26 protein-coding genes are annotated in these 25,211 nt (G+C 50.2%); 14 read left to right on the top strand and 12 right to left on the bottom strand.

Going from position 1 to position 25,211, the window contains the following annotated elements; all coding sequences use genetic code 11:
- Window positions 1-252: hypothetical protein (locus ACFS7Z_RS20185; protein WP_377488560.1), on the top strand; the 252-nt coding region annotated here is incomplete at its 5' end.
- A gap of 433 nt (window positions 253-685) precedes the next feature.
- Here ACFS7Z_RS20185 and ACFS7Z_RS20180 read toward each other — a convergent pair.
- Window positions 686-1,753: an SDR family oxidoreductase gene (locus ACFS7Z_RS20180; RefSeq protein ID WP_377488557.1), complete on the bottom strand. Its 1,068-nt coding sequence runs from the start codon at window positions 1,751-1,753 to the stop codon at window positions 686-688.
- Between the two features lie 80 nt (window positions 1,754-1,833).
- On the bottom strand, window positions 1,834-2,184 hold the full coding sequence (locus tag ACFS7Z_RS20175; protein ID WP_377488554.1) for a winged helix-turn-helix transcriptional regulator: 351 nt from the start codon (window positions 2,182-2,184) through the stop codon (window positions 1,834-1,836).
- A 199-nt stretch (window positions 2,185-2,383) separates the two neighbouring features.
- Here ACFS7Z_RS20175 and ACFS7Z_RS20170 point away from each other — a divergent pair, with 199 nt between their 5' ends.
- The 5 genes from ACFS7Z_RS20170 to ACFS7Z_RS20150 all read left to right on the top strand — a co-directional run bounded on the left by ACFS7Z_RS20170 (window position 2,384) and on the right by ACFS7Z_RS20150 (window position 7,143).
- A complete protein-coding gene (locus ACFS7Z_RS20170) occupies window positions 2,384-3,025 on the top strand; it encodes a nitroreductase (RefSeq protein WP_377488551.1) in 642 nt (213 codons plus the stop codon).
- Between the two features lie 15 nt (window positions 3,026-3,040).
- Window positions 3,041-4,051, top strand: a complete 1,011-nt coding sequence (locus tag ACFS7Z_RS20165; protein WP_377488548.1) for a zinc-dependent alcohol dehydrogenase family protein — start codon at window positions 3,041-3,043, stop codon at window positions 4,049-4,051.
- Between the two features lie 124 nt (window positions 4,052-4,175).
- Window positions 4,176-5,534 carry an NtaA/DmoA family FMN-dependent monooxygenase gene (locus ACFS7Z_RS20160; protein ID WP_377488545.1) on the top strand — a complete coding sequence of 453 codons (1,359 nt, stop codon included), beginning with the start codon at window positions 4,176-4,178 and terminating at the stop codon, window positions 5,532-5,534.
- Between the two features lie 113 nt (window positions 5,535-5,647).
- The gene (locus ACFS7Z_RS20155; protein ID WP_377488542.1) at window positions 5,648-6,073 is read left to right on the top strand and encodes an organic hydroperoxide resistance protein; all 426 of its coding nucleotides are present in this window, start codon (window positions 5,648-5,650) and stop codon (window positions 6,071-6,073) included.
- A gap of 56 nt (window positions 6,074-6,129) precedes the next feature.
- The gene (locus ACFS7Z_RS20150; RefSeq protein WP_377488539.1) at window positions 6,130-7,143 is read left to right on the top strand and encodes an LLM class flavin-dependent oxidoreductase; all 1,014 of its coding nucleotides are present in this window, start codon (window positions 6,130-6,132) and stop codon (window positions 7,141-7,143) included.
- 588 nt (window positions 7,144-7,731) lie between these two features.
- Here ACFS7Z_RS20150 and ACFS7Z_RS20145 read toward each other — a convergent pair.
- The 6 genes from ACFS7Z_RS20145 to ACFS7Z_RS20120 form a co-directional block, all read right to left on the bottom strand.
- On the bottom strand, window positions 7,732-8,583 hold the full coding sequence (locus tag ACFS7Z_RS20145) for a DNA/RNA non-specific endonuclease (RefSeq protein ID WP_377488536.1): 852 nt from the start codon (window positions 8,581-8,583) through the stop codon (window positions 7,732-7,734).
- A gap of 213 nt (window positions 8,584-8,796) precedes the next feature.
- Window positions 8,797-8,979: a hypothetical protein gene (locus ACFS7Z_RS20140; RefSeq protein WP_377488533.1), complete on the bottom strand. Its 183-nt coding sequence runs from the start codon at window positions 8,977-8,979 to the stop codon at window positions 8,797-8,799.
- Between the two features lie 627 nt (window positions 8,980-9,606).
- Window positions 9,607-9,777 carry a hypothetical protein gene (locus ACFS7Z_RS20135; protein ID WP_377488530.1) on the bottom strand — a complete coding sequence of 57 codons (171 nt, stop codon included), beginning with the start codon at window positions 9,775-9,777 and terminating at the stop codon, window positions 9,607-9,609.
- Between the two features lie 526 nt (window positions 9,778-10,303).
- Complete coding sequence (locus ACFS7Z_RS20130; RefSeq protein WP_377488527.1) at window positions 10,304-10,780, bottom strand: helix-turn-helix domain-containing protein; 477 nt, start codon at window positions 10,778-10,780, stop codon at window positions 10,304-10,306.
- A gap of 21 nt (window positions 10,781-10,801) precedes the next feature.
- Window positions 10,802-11,095, bottom strand: a complete 294-nt coding sequence (locus ACFS7Z_RS20125; RefSeq protein WP_377488524.1) for a type II toxin-antitoxin system HigB family toxin — start codon at window positions 11,093-11,095, stop codon at window positions 10,802-10,804.
- Window positions 11,096-11,245: 150 nt separating this feature from the next.
- Entirely contained in the window at window positions 11,246-11,623 is a 378-nt protein-coding gene (locus tag ACFS7Z_RS20120; protein ID WP_377488521.1) for a hypothetical protein, read from the bottom strand.
- A 531-nt stretch (window positions 11,624-12,154) separates the two neighbouring features.
- Here ACFS7Z_RS20120 and ACFS7Z_RS20115 point away from each other — a divergent pair.
- Window positions 12,155-12,556 carry a JAB domain-containing protein gene (locus ACFS7Z_RS20115; RefSeq protein WP_377488518.1) on the top strand — a complete coding sequence of 134 codons (402 nt, stop codon included), beginning with the start codon at window positions 12,155-12,157 and terminating at the stop codon, window positions 12,554-12,556.
- Window positions 12,557-14,638: 2,082 nt separating this feature from the next.
- Here the strand turns inward: ACFS7Z_RS20115 and ACFS7Z_RS20110 are convergent.
- The 3 genes from ACFS7Z_RS20110 to ACFS7Z_RS20100 all read right to left on the bottom strand — a co-directional run bounded on the left by ACFS7Z_RS20110 (window position 14,639) and on the right by ACFS7Z_RS20100 (window position 16,591).
- Entirely contained in the window at window positions 14,639-14,914 is a 276-nt protein-coding gene (locus ACFS7Z_RS20110; protein WP_377488515.1) for a hypothetical protein, read from the bottom strand.
- 665 nt (window positions 14,915-15,579) lie between these two features.
- On the bottom strand, window positions 15,580-15,843 hold the full coding sequence (locus tag ACFS7Z_RS20105) for a hypothetical protein (protein ID WP_377488512.1): 264 nt from the start codon (window positions 15,841-15,843) through the stop codon (window positions 15,580-15,582).
- The gene (locus ACFS7Z_RS20100) at window positions 15,836-16,591 is read right to left on the bottom strand and encodes a ParA family protein (protein ID WP_377488509.1); all 756 of its coding nucleotides are present in this window, start codon (window positions 16,589-16,591) and stop codon (window positions 15,836-15,838) included. Before ACFS7Z_RS20100 ends, ACFS7Z_RS20105 begins: the two co-directional genes overlap by 8 nt.
- 1,201 nt (window positions 16,592-17,792) lie before the next feature.
- On the opposite strand from ACFS7Z_RS20100, the gene ACFS7Z_RS20095 reads away from it, so the two are divergent.
- Together ACFS7Z_RS20095 and ACFS7Z_RS20090 are read left to right on the top strand one after the other, a co-directional pair.
- Window positions 17,793-18,866, top strand: coding sequence for a replication initiation protein (locus ACFS7Z_RS20095; RefSeq protein ID WP_377488569.1), 1,074 nt, complete (start codon window positions 17,793-17,795; stop codon window positions 18,864-18,866).
- Between the two features lie 175 nt (window positions 18,867-19,041).
- Entirely contained in the window at window positions 19,042-19,782 is a 741-nt protein-coding gene (locus ACFS7Z_RS20090; protein ID WP_377488566.1) for a replication initiation protein, read from the top strand.
- A 30-nt stretch (window positions 19,783-19,812) separates the two neighbouring features.
- On the opposite strand, the gene ACFS7Z_RS20085 is transcribed toward ACFS7Z_RS20090, so the two are convergent.
- Window positions 19,813-20,838, bottom strand: a complete 1,026-nt coding sequence (locus tag ACFS7Z_RS20085) for a replication initiation protein (RefSeq protein WP_377488506.1) — start codon at window positions 20,836-20,838, stop codon at window positions 19,813-19,815.
- A gap of 774 nt (window positions 20,839-21,612) precedes the next feature.
- Here ACFS7Z_RS20085 and ACFS7Z_RS20080 point away from each other — a divergent pair.
- From ACFS7Z_RS20080 to ACFS7Z_RS20060, 5 genes are all read left to right on the top strand, one after another.
- Window positions 21,613-21,807: a hypothetical protein gene (locus ACFS7Z_RS20080; protein ID WP_377488503.1), complete on the top strand. Its 195-nt coding sequence runs from the start codon at window positions 21,613-21,615 to the stop codon at window positions 21,805-21,807.
- A gap of 248 nt (window positions 21,808-22,055) precedes the next feature.
- Window positions 22,056-22,487, top strand: a complete 432-nt coding sequence (locus tag ACFS7Z_RS20075) for a plasmid mobilization protein (RefSeq protein ID WP_377488500.1) — start codon at window positions 22,056-22,058, stop codon at window positions 22,485-22,487.
- A gap of 71 nt (window positions 22,488-22,558) precedes the next feature.
- A complete protein-coding gene (locus ACFS7Z_RS20070; protein WP_377488497.1) occupies window positions 22,559-23,950 on the top strand; it encodes a relaxase/mobilization nuclease domain-containing protein in 1,392 nt (463 codons plus the stop codon).
- A gap of 10 nt (window positions 23,951-23,960) precedes the next feature.
- Window positions 23,961-24,587: a ParA family protein gene (locus ACFS7Z_RS20065; RefSeq protein ID WP_377488494.1), complete on the top strand. Its 627-nt coding sequence runs from the start codon at window positions 23,961-23,963 to the stop codon at window positions 24,585-24,587.
- Window positions 24,588-24,743: 156 nt separating this feature from the next.
- Window positions 24,744-25,151 (top strand): hypothetical protein, encoded by a 408-nt coding sequence (locus tag ACFS7Z_RS20060; RefSeq protein ID WP_377488491.1) that lies wholly within the window; start codon window positions 24,744-24,746, stop codon window positions 25,149-25,151.
- Window positions 25,152-25,211: the final 60 nt, after the last annotated feature.

Here is a 25,211-nt window from a genome sequence, read left to right as displayed (position 1 = left end):
GATGTTATGATTCATGCGGGATTAAAGATTGAATCTGAAGAAGTAAAAAAAGACAGAGAGTTGGCTTTTGACGGACCGGCTGATGAAGAGGTGTTAACTGCCTGGGAAAACCGCCTGGATCGGATGACTGCTCTTCAGCAATTTTTTGGGAAGGAAGAATTCTCAAATGTAAAAACACAGTTCCTGAACATGATGGGAAGTGCTGATCATCAATGTGAAACAGAGATAAATTTCTTCATCGGAAGAAAATAAACATACGCCTAGCAATGCTCATAAGCCATAGCTGCTAAAGGCAAACGCATAAGCCAAAGCTACGGCTCATATACTCAATTTTACCATTCTATAACATATTTCAGCTTATCGGCTACAAACAGTGAAGGCTCCTCTGGATGAGGAGCCTTCACTGTTCTATAACGACAATTATGTTACATAGAAGGTTAACGGTTTAGTATAGTTATCAGCGCCGGTAAGCTACTGATGAAGTTTAATACATAAGGAATGTCCTCCGCCCTTCTAGAGACGAGCAGGGCAGAAAAAGACATTGTGGCTACCAGTGTTGGCCGCTGGTATTTTATTCTTAAAGCAAAAGCTGTCCATTATTTTACTCATCCTAATTCAGCTTATTTAAGCTTTTAGCCCTTCCTTTATTCGATGTACTTGCCGTAAGATTTGTGATGAAGGGACTTCAGGGAATCAACCTATCGTTGCGCAGTTGCGTGAACAGGTTGAAAAACGACTCTTCCGTTTGCTGATAGACGGTGAAACCCAGCTTGCGGCTCTTTGACATGTCCGTCATCACCTCAATCGGACGTCCCAGGTCCAGATCGGTGTGCCAGGGCGAGGCCAGTCGGCTTAGATCCGGCTCGGCTAAATTGTACCGTACGGCCATTTCACGCCACATGGGACCATCCTGGGCCATCTGGTCCTCCAGGGGATGAACGGTACCATCAAAGCCAACAGGCTCTACATCGAACCAGCGAGCCAGGCGCTTCCACAGCCATTTCCAGCGAAAGTACTCTCCGTTCACTACATTGAACGCTTCGTTATGGGCTGCTTCCGTGGTGGCTGCCCATATCAAATGCTTGGCCAGCACCCGGGCGTCGGTTACATCCGACAGGCCGTTCCATTGCGCTTCTGATCCAGGAAATCGGAACGGGCGCTTCGTTTCCTTGCAAATAGTGGCGTACACGGCCAGGGTGGTTCCCAGGTTCATCTGGTTGCCTACTGCTTTGCCAATAACCGTGTGCGGGCGGTGAATGCTCCAGGTGAAGCCATCACGGGCGGCAGCGGCATACACTTCATCTTCCTGGGCATAATAGAAGTTCTCTATATCCAGCCGGGGCTGCTCCTCGCGCAAGGGCGTCTCAGGCAGAAACCCTTCTTTCGCATAGGCTTCGAATGGACCCAGGTAATGCTTCAGTCCTGTCACCAGGGCCACGTGCTGCACCGACTTCTTCGGAGCCAAGGCATCCAGCAGGTTACGAACCATCGCTGCATTCACCCTGATGTTTTCTGCCTCCGTTTCCATACGCATCCAGCTGGTGAAAAACACGTGCGTGGGCGCAACATCGGCAAGGGCGGCTGACAAGCATTCAGGGCTAAGAAGGTCTGCTGCAACTGGCCGTAAACCCTCCAAGCTCACATGAGGATTTCGAGCCAGGCCATAGGTAGTCCACCCCTGCTTTACTAATTCTTCTGCCAGGTTGCTGCCTGTGATCCCGCTTACACCCACCACTAAGGCTATTCTATCCATACTCTTTTCCCCGTTCTTTAAAGTCATCTAAAGCTTATAGGTACGACTTTTAGCTTCAGGAGGCTACCAGCAAATCAAGATCATCCCTTTTCAAAAATTTTCTGTCGGTGATTCAATCCCCAATTCTTCAGCGCATTGATGACAGGAGTTAAAGTATCGGAATAGGATTCCGGTTTATACAAAATCTTAACCGGGTAATCATCTACTACCACGCGCCTAATGAGTTGGTGCTGCTCCAGTTCTTTCAGTTCCTTGGCTAAGACCTTGGGCGTAATTCCCGGTATACTTTCCTGTATATCGGTAAAACGCTCATTGCCAGTTGCTACTGAAATGATAATCGGCAATTTCCATTTACCATTAATTACCTCAAGTGCATCCCGCACTGGTTTTATTGTATCCAGACAGGATAAACAGGGTTTTTTAGCTGCCATAACGCTTCTGTTATAAAGTAATTCACTTTCCTTTAGGAAAGCACTATACAAAGTAAAGTAAATATCCATAAATTTGCAAAAATAGGTTTCACAGGAATTAAGTCCGCTTTTTAAAAGCCACCATATGGCAGAAATAACATTGAGCAATAATATAAGTGAGAGCCTAAGAATCAGCCTGGCTTTTCAAGACGTAGTCCAAATGCGCAGATCCTGCCGCGGGTTTCTACCGTCGGCAGTCTCCGGAGAAATCGTCACCTCGGTGCTGGAAGATGCCCAAAAGGCTCCTTCCAACGGCAACACGCAGCCCTGGAACACGCACATCGTGTCAGGGAATAAATTAAAAGAGCTGTCAGTAGCCCTATTGAAGGAACTTGAAGCTGGAAATTTCACACCGGATTTCACCTTTGACAACAATCATTTTTATGGTACTTATTCCGATCGCCAGAAGGCGCAAGGGAAGGCGTATTATGAAGGGATGGGTGTAGCCCGCGGTGACAAGGAAAGTCGCAGGGCAGTCGAAGAGCTGAATTGGAAATTTTACAATGCGCCGCATGCGGCATTTCTCTTTATGCCCTCATTTGGAGATCATGTTAGGGTAGCTTCCGACATGGGTATGTATGCACAAACGTTTCTTCTATCCCTTACTGACCATGGCCTGGCCGGAATCCCACAGACTGGTTTAGGCTTTTTCGCCGATACAACCAGGAAAGTGTTGAATGTTTCTGATGAGTTTAAGCTGCTATTCGGGGTTTCTTTCGGATACGCTGATCCGGATGCACCAGGCAATTCCATTAAGATGGGCCGGGATTCGATTGGCAGTAATGTAACTTTTCACGAGTAAAAGTTAAATAAGAAAATGAAAGCTATCAGATTTACGAATGCAGGCCGAAGCCTGGCTTTGAATGAAGAGCCCACCCCAAAGACGGGCCGCTATGACGTGCTGATTAAAGTACACGCTGCTTCACTTAACTACCGGGACCAGGCGATATTGGATGGAGAGTATGGTGGCCCGTTTAATAAAAACGGCGTCCCTTTATCGGATGGGGCTGGCGAAGTCGTGGGGGTTGGAGATGGCGTTACACGGGTAAAAATCGGGGACCGCGTTAGCGCCAATTGCCACCCGCACTGGATTGGCGGCGCTAATCTGCCGGAATATCAGTCGGATAGCCTGGGCATGACCACCGATGGATGGCTGGCCGAATATATCCTGGTGCACGAAAACGCGGTTGTTCATCTGCCTGCCTATATGTCTTACATCGAGGCTGCCTCACTGCCGTGCGCCGCTGTTACGGCGTGGACAGCCCTTAACCTAGCGTCACCCCTTCAGCCTGGACAGACGGTACTGGTGCAAGGCACAGGTGGCGTTGCCTTGTTCGCACTACAGGTAGCACGAATGTTCGGTGCCCAGGTATTGGCAATTACCTCGACGGATGAAAAAGCGGGAAAGCTCAAGGAGTTGGGTGCGGAAGCGGTCGTCAATTACCGCACGTTTCCTGATTGGGAACGGGAGATACTTACCCTCACCAATGGAAAAGGCGTTGATAAAGTGGTCGATATTGCCGGGGACAAAACAATCGTGAAATCAGCAGCATCTACCCGTAAAGGCGGCGATATTACTATTGTCGGGTTTGTAAGCGGCATGGGCGGTGGAATACCCCCGATTGACATACTCTCCCGCGCCATCACTGTTGTGGGCACGGGTATTGGCCCGAGGATAAATTTTAACAACCTGCTCACTGCCATGGACATGCACAAGGTAAAACCCGTCATCGACCAGGTCTTTCCTTTTGCGGAATACCGGGAGGCGTACCGGCGCATCGAAAGTGGAAACCATATTGGTAAGGTGGTCATCGAAGCAGCAAACTGAGCAGGTTGTTTACGAGCTAAACCAAAGCGCGCATTTGAAAAAACGCAATTAAAAATTTTTGTAATAATAAGTAACCGAGAGTCAAGGCATTGGCCTGACTCTTAGAATAGAGGACATTAAAGTAATGGATAAAAATAATAAAGGACAAATGCACATCATTGCGCAATTGTCCGCTGGGCAGGGGCTGGAGCCAGGCGGTTGGCGGTGGCCGGGTGAAGACAAAGCCGCCTTCATGAACGAGGATGTCTTCATCAAAGGGGCGCAACTCGCCGAAAAAGGAAAGCTAGACGGATTCTTTTTAGTAGATGTTCCGGCAATAAGTGACGATATCGCCAAAACACCACAAGGAAGCAGCCTGGACCCTATCGTCCTGATGGCGCTGATGGCCAAAGCAACAGAGCGGGTGGGGCTTATCAGCACCATGTCCACTTCCATCAACGAACCTTTTAGTATCGCCCGCACCATGCGGACGCTTGATTTGGTGAGCAAAGGAAGGATGGGCTGGAACGTGGTGACGACCGGTAACCCCAGGGCTTTGCTTAACTACTTTGCCGGCACCCCGGAACACGGTGAGAAACATGGCAGAGCCCGGGAAGTATGGGAAGCAGTGCTCCGCCTGTGGGGAAGCTGGCCGGAAGGCGCTTTGAAACTGGACGTGGAGTCCGGGGTTTTCGCGGATGACAAGCTTATTCACCCCATCAACTTTCAGGGAGAGTATGTCACCTCCAGAGGACCGATCAATCTTCCGCCCTCTGCGCAGGGCATGCCCGTGGTGTTCACCGCCGGTGGCGGGGAGTACGGTTATGATTTCGCGGCTACGAAGGCCGATGCCATGTACGGCAACCCGCCTACCCTCGAATATGCCGTTGCATTTTGGCAGCAGCTATCGGCGAGTATCAAACAGGCTGGCCGCAATCCGGATGATTTCACTATTTTCAACGGCATCGGAGTCTCCATTGCTTCCTCTGAAAAAGAAGCACTGGAAAGACGGGTTGCCCTGGATGAATTAGGAGAACCAGCCTCGCGGCAGCAGTATTTAAGCCATATGCTAAGTATCCCGGTAACCGGACTGGATATCGACGCCCCGATTCCAGACCACTTATTGAAACTGGCCCGTCCTAACCGCAGGGACCACCGCTCCCAATATGCCTATGATTTGGCGATGAAGGGCTTCACCATCCGGGAGGTACTGGCCCACGGCCCTATCAACTACCATCCTGTTTTCCTGGGCACACCCGAAAGTATTGCGGACAAACTGCAGCAGTGGTTTGAAGCCGGCGTAGGAAAAGGGTTTAACATTATTGGTGATTCCGGTTTGAGTTCATTGGCTGATTTCGTGGACCAGGTGGTGCCTATCCTTCAGAAACGGGGCTTGCTGCGCACGGAGTATACCGGTTCGACGCTCCGGAATCATTTAGGCTTGCCTTACCGCAATGGCTTTGCTGAATTTGAGGCGAAAGCCCCAGAAGCGACTATAAAGTGAAAATCAAATAACATGACAATAGGAATTAGTAGGAACAGGTACGATTGGAAGCATATTGGCAGAAAAACCGTCTGAGTCCGGCCACCATTTTGAAAGCACCATATAATACAGTTATGAAAGCAATGTATACAGCCGCAGCAACGGCAACAGGCGGCAGAAACGGCCATGTAAGATCAGACAACGGCGTTCTGGATATCCAGGTCAGGGCGCCCAAAGCCATGGGCGGCGCCAATGACAAGTACACTAACCCGGAACAGCTCTTTGCAGCGGGCTACGCCGCCTGTTTTGACAGTGCCTTAAACCACGTCATTCGCCTGGAAAAGGTGAAGACAGGGGAAACGTCCGTGACGGCAAAAGTGTCGATCGGTTCCATTGAAAACGGCGCATTTGGGTTGGCAGTGGAACTGGCGGTGAATATCTCTGAGGTGCCGATAGAAGAGGCGCAACGCCAAACCGAACGGGCGCATCAGGTTTGCCCTTACTCCAATGCCACCCGCAATAACATTGAGGTGAAATTGACGGCAACGAATAATCAATGAGTTGCTGTGAATCGGAAAAGGGCAATAAGATAAAACGTACCGATACAATTTAATCTATGGATCAACAGAAGATAGCCTATTCCATTCTGGAGCTGGCCATTGTTTCGCAGGGGGAAACCATACAGCAGACGCTGCACAACTCATTGGCATTGGCAAAGGAAGCGGAGGCACATAACTACAGACGCATCTGGTTTGCAGAGCACCACAATTCGGATAGCGTCGCCAGCAGCGCCACCTCCCTGCTCATCGGTTACGTGGCGGAAAACACTTCTACTATCAGGGTCGGCTCGGGGGGCATCATGCTCCCCAACCACTCCCCCTTAATTGTGGCAGAGCAGTTCGGCACTCTCGCCCACCTATACCCGGGCCGCATTGACCTGGGCCTTGGAAGGGCGCCCGGCACGGACCAGGCGACAGCGCAGGCCATCCGGTCGGATTTCATGAAGCTGGCACAGCAGTTCCCCGAGGAGGTGGCCAAAATCCAGCGGTACTTTTCTATGGAAAACAAGAATGCCCCTGTACGGGCAACCGTTGCCGAAGGCACGGAGGTACCGCTGTATATACTGGGGTCCAGCACGGACAGCGCTCACCTGGCGGCTAGGAAAGGACTGCCCTACGCGTTCGCCAGCCACTTTGCCTCCACCCACTTGTTCAACGCCTTGGAAATCTACCGACAGGAGTTCCGGCCTTCCGGGTTTCTGGAGCGACCCTATACCATGGCGGGGGTGAATGTTTATATCGCCGATACCGATGAAGAAGCGGAAAAATTGTTTACCAGCCTGATCAGAATGTTCGTGGGGATATTCACTGGAGCCAAGGACCCGTTGCATCCACCAACCGAAATGAGTGAGGAGTTAAGGGAAATGTTTCAGCATCCTTCTTTACAGCAAATGCTGAAGTACTCCTTTGTGGGGAGCAAGCAAACTGTAAAGAGCGATATAAAAGCATTTCTATCTGAAACAGGAGTAGATGAATTGATAGTGGTATCAACTATGTATGATAAAAATGACCGGATAAAATCTATCAAGCTATTTGCCGAAGTGATGCAGGAGATAAATGAAAATCGCTAAAACCGGGCAGGAGTTATCAGCCTAAAAGTATTAAAACAAAAATATCCCATTTTTCTTTAGGAAAGCACTAGTGTCTCTTTTTGCCATCTCAAAAATCAATATCTCATTCTGTTTTTGAGATGAATTAATGATACTGATAGGAAGACAGGATGAACTGTCCAAGGTAAAGAAGCCGGGTAAGGGGATTGTCATAAGGCGCGGGTTTATGGATCCCCTGTTCAATAGAAATCTTATTCCTTACCCAGTTTTCTTGTCTACAGCTTAGATACTTACTTTCTCTGTTTTAGATAATTTATCTCTCTGATCAACAAAAGGGAAAAGTGTATCTAAGGGACGTCGTACAAACATAGGATGTTCAATAGAAGCACTACTGGGGAAATGGAACTGAGTGCTGAAAGGTCTAATTAGAAAGTTAGCTGCTATCTCGTGGCCTCCGGCAGGTTTTACTCCCACGTCTAGTACTCCGCAACTTGGCCTGCTTTTGAGATGGCTAAATGAGGCGATAGGATGTTGTCAGCTATATTCCTGCTGTTTTCTTTGTTCCTGTTCCACATTCGCTTGTTCCTTTTGCCGATTACAGCTTTACCTCTACCGTATAGGCCCTGTGTCCACCTGGCTCTCCAGCGCCTGCTGCATCTGTATCGGCAAGGCTGAAAGCAGGTCATAACCGGTGGCCTGCTCGATGGCATCCACACTCGTGCGGTAGGTGCCCCAGTCCGGGCGGACGGTGTTGCTGTTAGGGGTGTCCAAGGCTATCACGCGCGTGCCGGCGTTTATCCGCTGCAGGTCGTTTTCCCCTTCTTCCAGCACTACCAGCACCTTCCATATCCGGTTAGGCACGGTCACGTTCCCATTGTCAATAGTCCTGGCGGTGCCGCTGTCGCCGGTTCCTCCTATGCCGTAGCTGCCCATCACCACATACACCTCCATGCCATCCCGCACCAGGTCCCGGGTATAATCCTCCAGGTTCGCCCACGTCTCCTGGTTGTTGTTGGGAGCCTGCGGGATGATGTTGGTCATCAGGAATGTAGCGGCGTTGTCGTCCTCTGATTTCGTTCTGTCTGCCGAGGGGGTGTTGTGCCCGCGGTCAAAGCCACTGCCGGTGTAGCTGGAAGTGGTGACGCGGTACCACCCCTGGGGTAGCTCCGGGTCGGTTCTGAAATTATTCTGCCGCGGTGCATTCCCAAGCCAGTCCTGGCTCACGTGCCAGCTCACCCAGTTGGGCGTGCCCCGGTCCCGGCTGTAGGAGAGCGCGAACTGGGGCTTTGTTATCAGGTAGTTGTTGAAGTTGCTCTCGTCTGCGGTGGCTCCGCTGGGATTGCCCAGCAGCAGTTGCTCCTCTTCCAGCGTGAGCACCTGCTGCGGCGCTACGTCAGTTTCCTGACAGCCAGAGAGGAAAAGAAAAATAAGCAGGAAATATCGGTAGGTGTGTTTCAGCATAATTCAAAGTTAAACAGGATTCCCCTGCCGTTGCCATATATAATGGCATTTACTGCGGGAGATGCAAGGTAAAGGGTTTGGTATCCTTTGTATTGCACCCATGCCAATGAAGTACGGTGAAGCTCCGGGATTGGCTTCCCACTGCAAGAGCGCAGGTTGAACAGGATATATCCTACAGCGTACACTTATCTGTGAGGAGGCAAATGAGGTAGTTTACCTTATAAGCTCAGCCAGGTCAATCATCTCCAGGTACGGCTCCAGGAGCTCCCTTCGCTCGAACCCATGCACCAGGGCAATCTGGTTATCTTCCGGCGAGTACCACACCTCCACGAAGAAATCAGACATATGGTAGAGCACCACACTGCAGCCTATCTCTGTGCGGATTGCCAGAAACATACCGTGCTCCCAGACAAGGTCTGCCCTGGTGTCATGGGGATAAAGATTAAACTAGTAAAAATTCATCCTCTTCCGCTATATGCTCCTTCTATCATACGGTTCTGGGAAACTTTGTCTGTCGGACCGGCTCTTTTGCAGGATTTGCTTTCATCACCAGGTACAGCATCTCCACTCCTCCTGCCGTTCTTTTCCCCCTTCTGTCATTGCCCCTCCCCAGCAAGCTTTGCTCCCTCTTCCAGCACTCCACCAGATTATGCTAATCTGTCAGAGAGCTTCCCGTTGCTGGCCACCCTTCCGCCAGCCTCCTCTATGCGGTACCCTCCATTCTTCAGCTAGCGGAAAAGTGGCTTTCCTCCAAGCGCAAGGCAAGCGCGACCCGCATATTATTGAATAATCATGGTAAGTACAGTAAACATAGTAATATGGGCGTACTTTGTTTTCTTCTTTAAGCTTACTGTTTATTCTCCATGGCTAAGCAAGCATGAACTACAGCTTAAGAGAAAACCAACATAAACATGGTATTACTACAGATACACAGTAAACATAATACTAGGTTTCTGAGTAAGTTAATATTACGACAAAAGGGGAAAGAAAGCAGGTGCCTGGTACTCCCCCTGCCCTGTGGCTTTATTCACCCATTTGCAGCCATAGCTGGTACTCAGCCGGGGAAAGATGTAGTTCCATATAAGCGGCCATGCCTACGGTGTCTGCCTGCTCCCTCGACTCCAGGTAGAAGTCCATCATCGTATCTTCAACATGTTTCAGTGAAGCGTTCGCCTGCTCCTGCTTCTTTACCATCTGAAACGTGCTCTACACCAGGACAAGTGCAAAGCTTCCGCAGATAATCAGCCTGGGAATGTTCTTTCTGTAGAACTTCTGCCGGGGTGTGAGTTCATTGAATGCTTCATGCAAAACTGGAATTAATATTTTGCCAAAAGCTTTACCTTCTCGAAGTACCTGTCTACGTGTTGGGGGCAGGATGGAGAGTTTTTAGTATCGTTATACAAGAAGATCTTATTTATCTTTCTCCCCCATCACGCACTGTTCCATCATGGCTGTGAGCAAGCTTTGATAGCTTTGCCTCGGTTAATCCCATACATTTCCTGTAAACTGGCATTTCAGCATAGGCATTATTTTTCATGATGCTCTGGGAACTTTTGGTCGTATTCCAGCCCAAAAGCATGTACTCCCTTTGACCCTAAAGAAACCGCTTGGTGCCATAAGTCTGAATGTAGAGTAACATCTGCAGGTATAGCAAAAAGAAGAACCACTCGGCAGGAGTGGTTCTAATATAGTGGTATTATGTTTACTCTGATTATCGTGGTTACTTAGTAACCTTAGAAACCCGCTGAGCCCCGCGGTGTGGCTTGCCTCCTCTCACGCTCTTGCTGCTTCTTACATGCGAGCGGCTACGATGGCCATACACGCTCCCTTCGCCTGTTACCCCATAGTCCTGCACCAACACTTCCAAAGGGAAGCCCAAGCCCTTGTGAAGTCCCCGGATCATGTCTATGGAGAGTTTGCGCTTGCGGTTCAATACCTTCGAGACAATCGCTTTATCGCCAATGTAGGGCACAAGGTCCTTATCCATCAGCCCCAAGTCCTCCATCCTAATCTTTATGAACTCTATCGGGTCAGGCGAGCTGATAGGGTAATTATCCTGCTCATACTTGTTAACTAGCAGGTTCAGCAGCTTTAGCTCCTCTGCCTCGGCGCTGCCCTCTGGTGCATCAAACAATTCCTCGATGCGAGCCAGGTACGCTTCGTACTGCTCTTCGTTCTCTATGATTCTTATCTGCATGGTCTTGGTCTTCGGTTAAATTCACACAGTCGCTGCGTCTATCTTGTCATACTCAGCATGCGTGCCAACAAACTTGATCATCATGCTTTTGTATTGGAAAGACACCCGCGCCACTATTCTGTAATGATTGCCTTTGATGTTGAACACTACCCTGCTATCACCCACTAGATCAGCACTCGGGAAATCGTTTTTCAGGGCGTTCAGGTCTTTCCACTCTGCCTTTACGGCTACTTTATACCAGGTAGTAAGCGCTGCCTCCGAGTCTGCGTGTTCTTCATAGAACTCCCGAAGCTTTTTCAGGCTCATTACATTCATCTTGCGGTGTGTTTATGTAAGTATACGACAAATATACACATAAGTTGACAATTTGTCAACTTGCAAAAGTTGCAGGCTATACAAAAAATAGGAATCTCTAGAGTGTACAGCAGGAAGTGAATGTTTGCCCAAAAAGCACTTATGAATATTTTAGAGGTAGCCGCCAAGATTGAAAAGGACAGAGGCAGGGCGTTTGTTGCGGTCAACAAACCAGAAAAGGAGATCTTTATCATGGATTATGATGCCTATGATGATGTTGTCCAGCAGGAGCACCAAATCATCTTCTATCAGGTTAATGTACACCTCTCCCTCGCGTATCTGCTCCTCTGAAATATTATTTATGATGCTATAGGCAAAGGCATACTTCTGGCAGAAATTAACAAACCCTGTCACAATATCACAAGGGAAATAACTGTCGCTTGGAAAAATGAGGTTCAGTGTGTGATACTTCGACAGCTCCTCCCGGGCCTGCTCCAGAGCATTATATATGTCATTGGAGAAGTTTTCGTAGACATTAGCACCAGCCACTAGTTTATCCAGCAGTACCAGCTTCTCTCTTACCCGCCGTGCGTTTCTGCCTTTACCTCACAGCCACTTTCCTTGTCCTGCCGTGAAATCATACTGAAATATTGAAATACTGAATAACGAACATGCATAATTACAGTAATTCAGTATGGGGGTCATACATAAAAGACATAGGAGCTGCCTCAGGTGGTGTGGGTTCACTTGCTCACTGTCAGACCTTACACAGCATTAGCACCTCAGCTACCATTCCCTTACAGCCACTCCCATGCAAAAGTGCGGGGGCAATTCACTCAGGCGCAAGGGTAGCCTTGTGTGCGGGACACGGGGACAAGGTAGTACGGGAAAAAATGGGTATCCCCTGCCGGGGAGCCTCCGCATTTTTGCCGTCTCCACCTATGCCCTTAGTCCGTCCTGAAGGCAGGTGGGGCACCATACTCAGTTCCTCACACTAAAAAGGCAACGATTATGGAAAAGCTCACCAGAAACTCCTCCTTCTCCAAAGTGGCATAAATCAAGCTCTCCTACCGCGCCAAAGTGATACCCTCCCAAAGGCCGCAGGTCACCTCCTCCACCGACTGCTACAATGTGCTGAAGGAAAGCTGGGACACGGGCAAGATAGAGTTTATGGAACAGTTCAAGGTCATGCTCCTCAACAGGGTCAACAGGGTGCTGGGCATCTACGAGCTGTCGACAGGAGGCGTGGCCGGCACGGTGGCAGACGCCAAGCTCATCTTCGTGGTGGCCCTGAAAGCCTGCGCCTCCTCCATCGTCCTCTGCCGCAACCACCCCTCCGGTAACCTCAAGCCAAGCGCGGCGGACATGCAGCTAACTAAGAAGCTAAAAGCCGGGGGCGAACTGCTCGACATCGCGGTGCTGGACCACATTATCATCACCAGCGAGAGTTACTACTCGCTGGCGGTCGAGGGGCTTTTATAGCCCTTTTCCCCCTTCAGGCAGACCACTAATAGAAGAATTTCTGGCGGAAAGAACCGATTGGGTTGCCCGCTTCTGGGTACAGTACGCTGCAACAGAGTAGTTTTCTATCAGATCCTTCTGCCTGGGAAACAGAAGTCATCCGGCTGGGCCCAGGCAGCTTTACCTTCCGGCCGGGCTTCACCCTCCGTTTTGCAGGTGGAATAACATGCGCTTACGCACTTGCCTTACGAGCCTATGCTCCAGTTTAGGGACATTGCCGGCACAGAGTAAGTCCCTTCAGCTCGACACCCGCTGCGGACTAGTCCTTCCCCTACCGGGACACTACTACCTGTTTCTGGTGGCAGTTTACTGTTCCCATTAGTGAGAACATTGGTTTCCTGAAAGTATGCGCACTTCCTATCCTGTACCCTCCCGCCTGTTTGATTAAATCAAACAGGCGTTTAATTCTGGGTTTGTACAGCAGAATTATAGTACCACGGTATTACTGACTTATCGAATTATTCTCCTACTGAACTTCAATATGGCGGTATAACTAAATTACAGTAATTCATAATGACCAAAGTACGGTCATACATCTCCGTATCATAAAGCCGCTTACGCTACGCTGCAACCATACCCTGTGGATCCACAAAAAGGCTTATCAGGTCTTATACAAAAGGGGAAAAAAGAAAACTATGTTGCCCCATCCGGTGCACTCGAGAAACAGGCAATTCGTATATTTCTGCGCCGGCTTACCCCGTGCCACCCTCCTCCTGCCTTAACACTGGCTTTTAGATGATGACAGTGTGACGGTGACCGGTTTTAGCTTGCCCGCCAAGTGACTGTGGCCGACAACTGAGAAGAGGACGAATTACCGCCTGCTTTTAGCTGGCTAAAGACACCAAAGGAGTTATCGTTCCGGATGAAACGGAGCAAAGGCGCTTCCGCCGCTGTCAGGGAAGCTGAGCCCCCCAAATAAAACCGGGCCTGTACCGCCCGAAAGTTGTTGCCTTTATGAACTCTAAAGACCGCTTCTCAGCTGACTCCACTCCTATGTCCTCCATGCTGACCAGCACAGCAATTACCGCTCTTCTGTCCACACAGTTTGCTCTTCTCCCCTTTTGTAAATCAGGTATTTCCCAAACCTTTCCCTTCCCCGTCTGAGCCACCTCTTTTACTTTGAGTTCTGCTGTAATACTAACATGCAGTCATACAGTAAGACATTCATGCAGCAATGCCGAAAGATGGAACCACCATATTTCAGTCATGCCTAATTGCCGTCATTCTTCAATATGGTATGACAGGTTTATATCCTGGTTTGCTGTGCATTACCTGTGAAGCGCTGGCAGCATTTTAAAGGGGCTAGTGTATTTCTACTACCTGCGGCATACACCTAGTGGGCAGGACATTTTCTGAAGGATGATGCTCTGCCTGCTTCCCTCCTCCCGGGTCACCCTTTTTTTCCTTGTGCCTGTTACTAAGGCCAGCTATTCGACTGTGGTTAAAACAGGCGGGAGAAAACAGCCTTGTCGGTAAATGACTGAAATACCGTATGACTTTAATTCAGTCTTACCGTCATGTTGCAGAGCAATAGTTCTGAACGCATGAAATGTTGTTTTGTAGTATGATATTCATGTCGAATAGTTGACTTTCTGTACGACGGTATAATTGTGAGTCTGAACGACAGTCTTGCATAGGTCTTGGTGCATTATAGTCTTTCAAGCGCGATACCTTTCCCCATCTACCATGGTGCTCTATTACAGGAGCAGATCTTCCTGTTATCAACCTTGTGGCAGCAATGGTACCAGGAGCAACGAACCTTTCCCGGTCTCCTTAAACTTTTTTAAAACATACCTGCTTAAATGAGCAGGAGAAGTAGTGTTTGTCTGTCATACTAAATGAACGGAAGGTTGAAATATTGTATGCCCGTCATTTCGAATGACCGTAAGGTTGTAAGTCTGTTTTCCGGAACAGCAATCCTGCTTTCTTCAGGCTTTTGTCATCGCACCTGCATGCCTCCCTTATTCAAAGCCGTAACGCAAAACCCTTATTAGCAGGAGATATCGAATGATGACTGCACTGTTGTAATTCCGTCATTCAGAATTACCGTAGTATCGTATCTTTGTGTTTCAATACTTTAGTACGACTGTGTTTCTGTATTGCCATCATACTGCCATACAGAAATACCGTTTCTGGTGTTCCCTGATTTTCTGCTTTTAACGCCTGCAGCAGGATGGCAGTGACTGCACCGGGGACTGCGGGAATGCCAGGCGCATTTCGTCTGCGCCGTAGGTAGCAGGGAGTAGGGGAGAGGTCTTCGCGCCATTCTCCGGCCCAGGTGTTCTTTCCAGGGCGGTTAAATGTTCTGAGGGGTGTCATCTGAAAGGGTGATCGCCTTCTTTTCAGCGCTCACTACCAGGGGAAGAGCAGGCAATCGTATAAGATGTGTCTGCCTGGGGTATGGAGCGTGACATTTATAACTACGTCCCAGCCTTTCCCAGGAGAGAATGCTGTAGGCAAAAGACGGTATTACCGTCACAACTAATGACTGAACGGCAATGTGACTGAACTACCGTAATTTGGAGAGGCAAAAGAATACTGCACCGAAATACAAAAACGTACGGGGTATAACAGCTATTGAATCAAGCGACAGGGCTTCAACCTGTGTTATGTTGTTGACAGTGAACTTACCATTATTTACAAAGAGGGGCATAACAGGAGCCTCTCCCTGTCAGTTCCTCCTTTTGAAACCATCTGCTTTCTTTAGGTGGCCGGCTAACCGCCGGGGCTAAGTAGTCTTCTTCCTGCCTACACGCGAAACAGCCTTACCGCAACATGATAGGGCGGTAAGGCTGTTCGGCTGGAAATCGGGTTACAAAGAGGCAGCGGCGGCAGGAGGGGAGGTAGGTTGAAATTCCCCTGTTCCCCACCATCTACTCGTTACCAGGTGGTTCACCTATTCCTAATAACATGTGCCTTGTCATCATACGGTATGGCAATCGTTTTGTGTGACAGTCTTACGGTCATACAGTTGTGCCCTCCACTTACAACTCTAAGGGTTTATCATCCGGTATAGGCTCAAAGTCCTTGTCCTTCAGCGCCTCCAGCAGGATGGCTTCCACTATTTCGGACCTGTCTTTGCGGGAGTGCCAGGCCCACCGCTCAATTTTATCTGCCAGCATCGGGAGAATGGAATAGGTGACGTTGTCCCTTTTTCTCCCCTTCTTTCCCATTTTCCGGTAATGGTACTCTACGGTTTTTGGCTTGTTCTTAGCCTTCAGGTCCTCTGCGAAATCGTTCTTAGCCATAGCGTTCAATTAGTTCTAGTGTTAACTTATTATAATCCTCTGCTCCGTTGCACCCCGGATCATAAGAGAAAATGTCTTTGTGCTTCAGTTGCGCCTCATACAGCTTGTTATTCTCGCGGATGTAGGTGTTGAACGTTTTATAGTCCGGGTCACTTTTGATGGCGTTAGCAATTGCCTGCAGCGCCATCCCCCTTTTCTTCTCATTGTAGCGCGTCAGCACAATACCGCCCAACTCCAGACCGGTGTCTTCCGAGATACTGTTACAGTGCCCGATAAGGGTGTCAATCCCATCATAGCTGAAGAACTCAGATTGCATCGGCATGATGTAATAATCTGAGGCATACAGGGCATTGTAGGTCATCAGACCCAGGTGGGGGGGGGTATCGATGAGCACATAGTCGTAACGGCCTTCCACGTGCTTCTTTATAGCCTTGCGGAGGATGTCCTCCCGGCGCGGCTTTCCGGCGATGGCCTCCTCAAATTCCAGCAGCGTCTTGACCGATGGGATAATATCCAGCCGCTCGCCCACTGGAACAGTGGCATCCTCCACACTCACAGCCCCGGTGAGGACCTGCCCGATGTGATACTTGCTAACATGGGAAAAACAGGCGCTCAGGTTTGCCTGAGCATCCATGTCAATGAGAAGTACTTTTTTCCCCTGGCGCGCCAAACCGGCCCCCAAGTTAGCGGCAGTGGTGGACTTGCCGACCCCTCCTTTATTTTGCGCAATGGTAATGATTTTTGTCATGCGTTTTTACTGTCCTGTTTTATAACTGCAAGTTAGTAAAACAAAAATACCGAACAATGGTCATTCTATATTACTGTCATTCAGAAAGACAGTAATATATCAATACGGCCGCCCAGCACAGGAGCAATTCCCGTTTTGTTTCCTTCCTCTTCGATCCGGTGGCAGCACATCCTTTACAGGAGCGCCACACCATGCCCTGCGCCCCCAGGGGCACCTGATGGCACCGCTTTTACAGAAGCAGGTTTCATAAATCAAACGCACGAAGTGAATTCCTCCAGATAGCCTTCAAAGAGGAGTATGTTTTCCCTAATTCAGTATACAGCCCAACAGACAGGCGCCATCACCGGGAAGGATCCTGCTTCAGCGGAACCATAGAACGGTATAGGAAATACAGCCTGAAAAAACATAACTCAGGTTATTTTCTCTAGCCCCATCCCAGTTAGCTATCTGCGGGTGGCACAACACAACACGATGCGCCCTGAAGGAGCATCGTTTATTGTGGTCCAGGCATCAGAACAGGGGAGAGGAAGCCTTTTGGTCTATCCCTGGCTTATCCTCCTTTGCCATCCTGCCCAGGCAACGCCGACGCTTCGGCAAAAGGCAACTCCTCACAAAAGCAGACTCTTTCCGGCTACTGGGATACAGCGTCATCCCAAAGGCTGCCTTCAGGTGAGCATCCAAACAAAAAAGTCCCTACCTTCCCTGTGCCAACTCCTTTGCCTGCCCATCCTAGGAGAGAAGAAAGGAAAGGCCTCCCCGAAAGGTGAGAAGTACTGAGTCCATCCCATCCGAAAGATGAGAGATACTGAGTAAAAAGAAAGGAAGACGCTACATAGGCGCTAAAAAGGAGAAATACTGAGTGAATCAGGCCCAGAAAGAGCAAAAACCGGCTCAGCAGTTCTCACCTTTCACCCTGACTGAGCGTTTCTCACCTTTACTCAGTGGTACTCACCTTTCCCCACTCAGCAGTTCTCACATTAAAGCCCCATTTGCCTCAGTACTTCTCTTATTTCCCTAAAGCACTCTATATAATGTATTTAAAATAGATCTATAAAATATACGTATCTTTTATGTGGCTTAGGAAAGCCACGCACCCTGTGGATAAGTCGGCAAAGGAAGAACAAAACGAGAAAACGAGGTTCGCAGAACCAATTTGGCGCACCGGGCGCGAAATATGAGGGATACTGAGTAGCTATTGCGAATGCGGCAGGAGCCGCTTACCTTAGATTACATGGATGACCAACTCTCAATGTTCACACTCGGTCCTAAAGGGGACCTGGTACCGGCGGACGCCACCCCCGTTTCCCTTCGGGGGGATGCACAGGTAGCGCTCTCTAACTTCCTGCTGAACGGGCAGTTCCGGCTCAATTACATTGAATGGCGCCTCTTCTTCTCCATGCTTTCCTGCATCGAGGAGTCTGATATTGAGTTCAAGGATTACTTTATCCGGGTCCAGGACATCATCGAGCTGGCGGACCTCAAATCCGGGAGCCACCTCTACGAAGAGGTCAGCAAGAACATCAAGAGCCTCATGAGCCACGTGGTCGAGTGGGAGGAAGGCCCCAGCACCACCCGTTACGCCCACCTTGTCACGGACGCCACCTATTACAAAAAGCAGGGAATCGTCAAAATCACCCCGCACCCGGACATGAAGCCCCACCTGCTGCAGCTAAGAAAGGAGTTCACCCAGGCCCAGCTCAAGCAGTGCATCCGTTTCTCCAGCACCTACACCTCGCGGATTTACATGCTCCTCAAGCAGTTCGACTCACCTAAGGCCGGCTACCGAATTATGAGTATCACTGAGTTCAGGTTCAAGCTCGGCCTGGATTACACACAGAAACTAAGCAAGGGAAAGGAAGTGGAGTACCACCTTTACCCGAAATACTCCGATATCCGCCGCTGGGTTCTCATTCCCGCCCAGCAGGAAATCGCCAAAACCGACATTCCCTTCGAGTTCACGCCCATCAAAACAGGGCGCAAGGTGACTGCCATCAAGTTTACCCTGCTGAAGGGCAAGAAGCTGAGAGCCACACCCGAGACACCGCCACAGACCGAGCAGCTCACGGAGCGCCAGGCGATGGCCTATGCCCGCATGGCCAAGTTCCGGTTCACCGACCACCAGATCCGCAGGATACTCCAGAACGGGAGCCTGACCGACATCAACAAAGCCTGTTACGAGGTGGAAAACACGGACTACAACAAGCTCGGCCACCCCATCGAAAACAAAACCGCCTACGCCTACGGCATCTTCAAGAAGAAATTCGGCCTGGACTAAGTCCACCTGCCATTCCAAATGCCTCCAAACGCGATATAAGGCAAACGCGCTTGCAAGAGGTTGCGTTTTGAGTCCGCGCCTGTTTTTCAGGCAGGTATTTCACTCATTTTTTCTCACATTTCAGGCAATTTAACGTGTTTTTGCTATCTTAGGCAGGCTTAACCTGATGCCTGTGATGAACGCCTCCCCCGCCAGCCAGTCCCTTCCGTACCACGTGTTTGCCCACTCCGACTTCGGCCTGGACACGCTGCAGACGAAGGTCTTTATCCACCTGCTGGAGCAGATTTCCTCTTACGAGCGCCTGCTGCCTATCCGGGCGAACCTGGCGGACGTACTGGGTAATCCACCCACCCCGCAGCACTACACGCTCCTCGAGGAGGCCCTCCAGGACCTGGCCGGAAAGCGGCTGACCAAGCCGGGCCCCGGCCGCCGCAGCATGGGTTTTTACCCCCTTTTTGAGTACCTGACCTTCCACCACGAGCAGGGGGGTTACCTGGAGGCGCTTTTCTCCGAACATGCCCGCCCCGAGCTGCAGGAGCTCACCAGCACCTTCTCCCTAAAGGAGATCGCCAGCCTGGTGACACTCCGCCACAGCCACACCCAGCGCCTGTTCTGGTTTCTACGCGCTTATGCCGGCGAGCGGAAGGTGGAGCTGTCGGTGGAGGAACTCAAGGAAGTGATGCTGGGCGTGCGCAAGTACCGGCAACGGGACGCCGAGTATGAGCGCTACTATGACTTCAAAACAAGGGTGGTGGACCAGGCCATCAAGGCCATCCGCGACAGGGGGCTGCTGGACATCCGCTACCGCGAATACCGCCACAAGCGGGTGGTCGTCAAGCTCGTGTTCACCGTCCACTCGTACCGCCTGGCCAGTCCTGCACAGGACCGCGCCGCCCAGCTCATTTTATTTCCCTGAGCCGGGCACAGCCCGAGCGCTTCCGCCTTCTTACTTTTCCAGCGGTTCTTTCACCGGCCACTTCAGCAGGTGGTTGAAATGCTTTTTGAGCAGCACGGCAGACCAGGCCCCGGCAGGGACGGGCGGCTGCTTCCGCTCGTGCAGCCTGTTGGTGACAATGTCCAGGTTGAGTTGCTTCATGACAGGCCACAGCAGGGCCTGTGGCACCCGCTCCACTACGTCTTCTGCCTGCTCCGGGGTGAGGCCGTAGGAAAGCGTCAGGCGCACGTAGGCGGTCTCTTTCTTGCCTTCATACCGGGGCATTGCCTGCGTGAGCCCCAAAAGCTTTTTGCGGGAGTTGGCCGACTTGATGTTATAGAACCGCACCCCGATGACCTTCTTGCCGGACCTGAGCAGCTCGGTTTCAAAGGTGAGGGGGTTACCAGCCTCGGCGGAGACTTCCCGCACCTCCTCCACGGCCGGCTCAAGCACATAGCGCCTGAAGTCATTCCACTGGGTGTACTTGTCCGGTTTCCCCTCCTCCTGCTTCACCAGGATGGTCTTCAGGTTCTCCAGGGAGTCCTCGTAGCGGGTCAGCGACTCATAGCTTCTCAGAAGCCAGTACAGCTTATAGGAGTGGCCGGTCTTCAGCTTGAGGAGTATCTCCAGTTCCCCCAGCGTAAAGCCTTTCTTCAGCTGGATGAGGTAGGGCTGAATCTTGCGGCCCCAGGCCCCGCGGATCAGGTTCTGGCCCACCTTCATCTCCATGGAGTCAAACAAACCGCAGGCGTCATAGTCGTAGGGGCCGGCATCCACCCTGAGCAGGTTGATGCGGCGCTTGTCCAGGCTTTTCACGGCCTCATGCAGCAGCTTGTACATTTTACCCGAGCCACCTGTCCCTAGCACGTCGCTGATTCGGATGGAGACCTCGCCCAGCTCCCGCGCATCCTTTGGAATCGTCTCCAGCAGTTTGGTGAACACCTTGGCCTCCAGGTGGGTAAAGGCCAGGTCCGAGCGCACCAGGTTGTTATGCTGCGCCACCGTCAGGAAAGTATCCAGTTTTTTGAATTTTTTCATGCCCCGTCCTTTCTGCAGGTCAAGATAGAAAGTAAATACAGAAAACAGAATCAGATTTCTCTTTATTCTTTTTCAAAACCGTACTTTTCTCTTTCTCCAAACGTACTTCTCTCTGCATAGACCGTACTTTTCTCTGCATAGCAACGTACTTCTCTCTGTATTTTACCGTACTTTCCTCTGTTTTGTGTGTTATAACCATGTGTCAATCAACATGTTGCAGCGCCTTGAATGAATAGAATGAAGGAATGGGTAGAATACTGGAATAGGCTCCAGGTATTTTTTTTACAAAAGGGAAGGAAAAGGAGTGCGTATCAGGGTCGTGGGTTTACACGAATGCGTGCCATCCGACCGAAGTGCCTGCCTTAAATGCCTCTTTAAGCGCAGAATTGATACCGCCTGGCCGTACTTTTCTCTGTTTTCTCCGCTTCAAAACATTTCTGGCAACCTGCAATAAAGAGAAAAGTACGAAAATGCGGATTACGGAATACGGAAAACGCATTACTGATTCCGCATTGTGTCATGCGGATTGCTGTTTAAGGAAAGGGTTTACCCGTTTTTGTGAAGCCCAGTCCAACCGATTCCCTAAACGCCTTTGAAAAGAAACAGGATTGTTGCGCATTGCAGATTATGCAACACAACTTAAACAATTTACAACGTGGTCAGGTCTGTATGTGGTCGGTGACCCGGGCATCCACCAACAGCTAGACTGAGTAGTAGTGTATCAAAAATCAGTATAAACAACATCTGAGTACCACGTATATTGCACTTTATATTATGTGTCATTTTGATTTTTATGGTATTATGAAAGACATGCCCATTATCTCAGCGGAAGAATATGAATTAGCGGTGTTCCGCCTTGAGAAGCTCACAGACGCTGCGCCCGGTACCGAGGAGGCAAAGGAGCTGAAGGTGCTGACCAGGCTTATCGCTGCGTTTGAATACAACAGGCTCCCAACCAGCCCCGATTAGTTTAGCATGATTTGAGCCAGTCCCCCGATAATGCCTGCACTAAGTCAGGCTATTCATCTTTGTCCATCAGGAATTATTACATTCTTCCCAGCCATAGTTAACCATGCCGCCGTTATGGTTGATTTTCTTTCTCCGGAAATTTCTTTGCAAGATGTGTTTTGAGGGCCCTCAAAACCTCTTGCCCTGCTCCCCACATAGTGGGAGCAGGGGGTAGATTATTCGCAACTCATCATCTTTAAAAATACCAGATGGACAATCAAGAGCAGGCTCAGGAGTGGAACCCGAAAGGCGGCCGGCCAAAGCTACCGGCAGGGGAGAAGAGGGGCTTCGTAGTGAAGCTCCGGTTTACTGAAAAAGAGCGCGTTCAGCTGGAAGAGCAGGTCCGGGAAGCCGGCTACAATGACCGGAGCGAGTACCTGAGGAGAAAGATTTTTGCCTCTGCCGATGTCCCTGTCCATAACCCGAAGCAGCTGTTCCGGGCCCTGGATAAAACAGGTGGGGAGCTTAAACGGATAGGTACCAACATCAACCAGATTGCCAGGTATATCAACTACCTGGAGAAGAATAACATGGTGGAGGGAAAGGTGATTGCCCAGTATAACCAGCACTTTCAGGAGTTCCTGCAGGTGGAGGAGGAGTATGTGAAAGCTATCCGCACTTACCTGCGCACCCTACGCTAAATGCACATTACGTTTTCCGTATTCCATATTACGGATTTGCTTTTGCGATTATCCCCTACATTTACCGGGCTATGATAGTCAAGATTCTTTCCTCCGCTGCTACCTTCTCAGGGGTGCACTACAACGAAGACAAGATAGCCAAAGGCACGGCCCAGCTGCTGGCATCTGAGAACTTCAGCCTGATCCACCCGGGCGCGTCAGGCGTTGCAGACATGGACTATAAGGGCTATCTGCTTTCCTGGTCCCGGTCTGATGACAACCGGCAAATGGTGAAGCAGCCGCAGTTCCATGCCGTTATCTCCTGCGAGGGCAGGGAGAAAGGCGCTTACGAGCTGCAGGACATCGCCGAGCAGTACCTGGAGAAGATGGGATACGGGGAGAACCCGTACCTGATCTACTTCCACTCTGACACGGATAACAATCACGTGCACCTGGTCTCCTCGCGCGTGAATGGGGAGGGCCGGAAGATTGACGACTCCTTTGAGCGCACCAGGAGCCAGAAAGCAATGAAGGAAATCCTGATGAAGGATGTGGGCGAGGAGATGCGGGCGCACATCAGGAAGGCCCTTGCTTACAACTTCTCCACAGAGGCCCAGTTCAGGCTGCTGCTGGAAGGGCAGGGGGTGAAGGTGGAGGAGGATGGTATCAGCTATTGCTTTATCAAGTATGGGCGGATAGTGAGTGCGCTGGATAAAGCAGAAGTTGCCGAAAAGGCAGCCAGGTATGCTGCCCCGGAAGCAAGGGTGAACCAGCTCAAAGCACTCTTTACCAAGTATAAGCCGGGGCTTGAGGCAAAGGAGCTGCAGGCGCTGCTGCAAAAAAAGTTCGGGGTGGAGCTGGTGTTTCACCTGGCGAAAGGCAAGGATACCCCCTACGGCTACACCATTATCGACCATGCTAAAAAGCAGGTGCTCAAAGGCTCGCAGGTCATGAAGCTAAGCGAGCTGCTCCACGCTGCCGGGCAGGTCACCCCGGAGCAGCGACACGCCCAGCGCACGGAGCAGGCCAGCCAGTGGACGATTACCAGCCAGGCGGAGGCGCGTATCCTGCAGCGCGTGTTCCGCCTTAACGCTGATAGCCTGAAGGTAAACAGCCCCAAAGACGAGGAGGCGCGGGAGTATACAGGTGACAGGTTGAACAGCATGCTGGCCAATGGCAGGAGCCTGAATGACATTCTGCAAAGCAACGACTGGAGCATTGCCAGGCTGGAAGGGCAGCATTACCTGGTTGACAAAAGGGAGAAGGCTATTCACCCGATAAGTGAGCTGACCAGCCGGCAACTGGACTACGGCTCCGCGCACCTGCTGGACCTGGACAGGGAGCTGAGCCCACAGGCCAGCCGCCAGCTGGCGTACTCCTCCGGCTCTATCGCGGAACTGCTCCAACTCCTGGCCGAGGGTCTGCAGCAGAGTGGCCGGTCAGCAGAACAGGAAAGAAAAAACAGACGAAAGATAAAACGCTAATCGACAGGATATGAAAATAGTAATTGCAAACCAGAAAGGCGGCGTAGGAAAATCAACCATCTGCGTGCTGCTGGCTAATTACCTGGCACTGGACAGAAACGAGGAGGTGGTTATCTTTGACATGGACCAGCAGGAAACCGTCTACTCCAAGTGGGAGCGTGACCGGGAGCTGTACTCAAACGACCCGTTGTATGAGGTGCTCAAGCTTGACCTGGAAGATTACCCTAAGTATGCCGCGGATTTGGATGCGCTGAAAGGAGAAACACAGGTCATCATGGATATGCCGGGGAGGCTGGACGATGATTCTATTCTTACTGTCATTAAAGACGCGGACCTCATTATCTGCCCTATTGCCTACGAGCGGAGCGTGTTCGAGTCCTCTCATGTGTTTGCCAGGGTAGCGCGCCACCTGAACGCTGATAGTCAAATTGTCTTCCTTCCTACCAGACTAAACAAAAGCATCAAGTACGAAACAAAGGAGAAGGTCCGGGAGGCGATGGCCAGCTTCGGGGAGATAGCCCCGGAGATAGCGGAGCGGGTGGCCCTGCAGCGCATTGACACAGTATCTATCAGCACAGAGGCACGGGAAGTAGTGCAGGAAGCCTTCGATTTTATCTATGATAAGTATATTAGATAGGGAACATATATTTTGAATTTAAGCCCTTCAGGAAAATTTTCTGAAGGGCTTTGCTTTTATTGCTTAAATTTTAAATATTCTTTTACAGAATAATATTACTATATTATTCATATGTCGTATATATTACGTATGTCAATGAATAAAAATAATTCACTGTTGGATAGCATAAAAGCTAAGATGGGTGCTGAGAAATTACCTGTAGAAGCTGTGCCGACGAGCACCCTTAAGGTCGTGACTGAAAGAGAACAGCGACCAGCTGCCGCTCATCCAGGGGATAGGGGAGCATCTGCCACCAAAAACCCAAAGGATATAGATACTATTCTCCATGAGGGAGGATTCATGCAGCTGTTCAAGGTCTTAGAGGCTGCCCGTAAGGAGATGGAGATTGACAAGAAAGCTGTCTATGTGGACGAGGAGAGCGCCGAAGTGCTTGACCTGCTTAAGAAGAAAGCAAAAATAAAATCAAATGCGCTGGTTAGCTACCTGCTGCAGGAGTTTTTCAGCAAGCACAAGGCGCTTATTCAGGAATTGGTTGAGAAGCGAAGCAATAAATTTATTGATTAAAAAATTATATGCTTTAGGCGTATTTATTTAAGTATATAAAGTAAAGTGTTCATTCTAATA

Source organism: Pontibacter toksunensis (assembly GCF_042686245.1).
GTDB lineage: Bacteria > Bacteroidota > Bacteroidia > Cytophagales > Hymenobacteraceae > Pontibacter > Pontibacter toksunensis.
The sequence above is the reverse complement of the archived record's forward strand: the minus strand, read 5'-3'. Positions and strand labels throughout refer to the sequence as shown.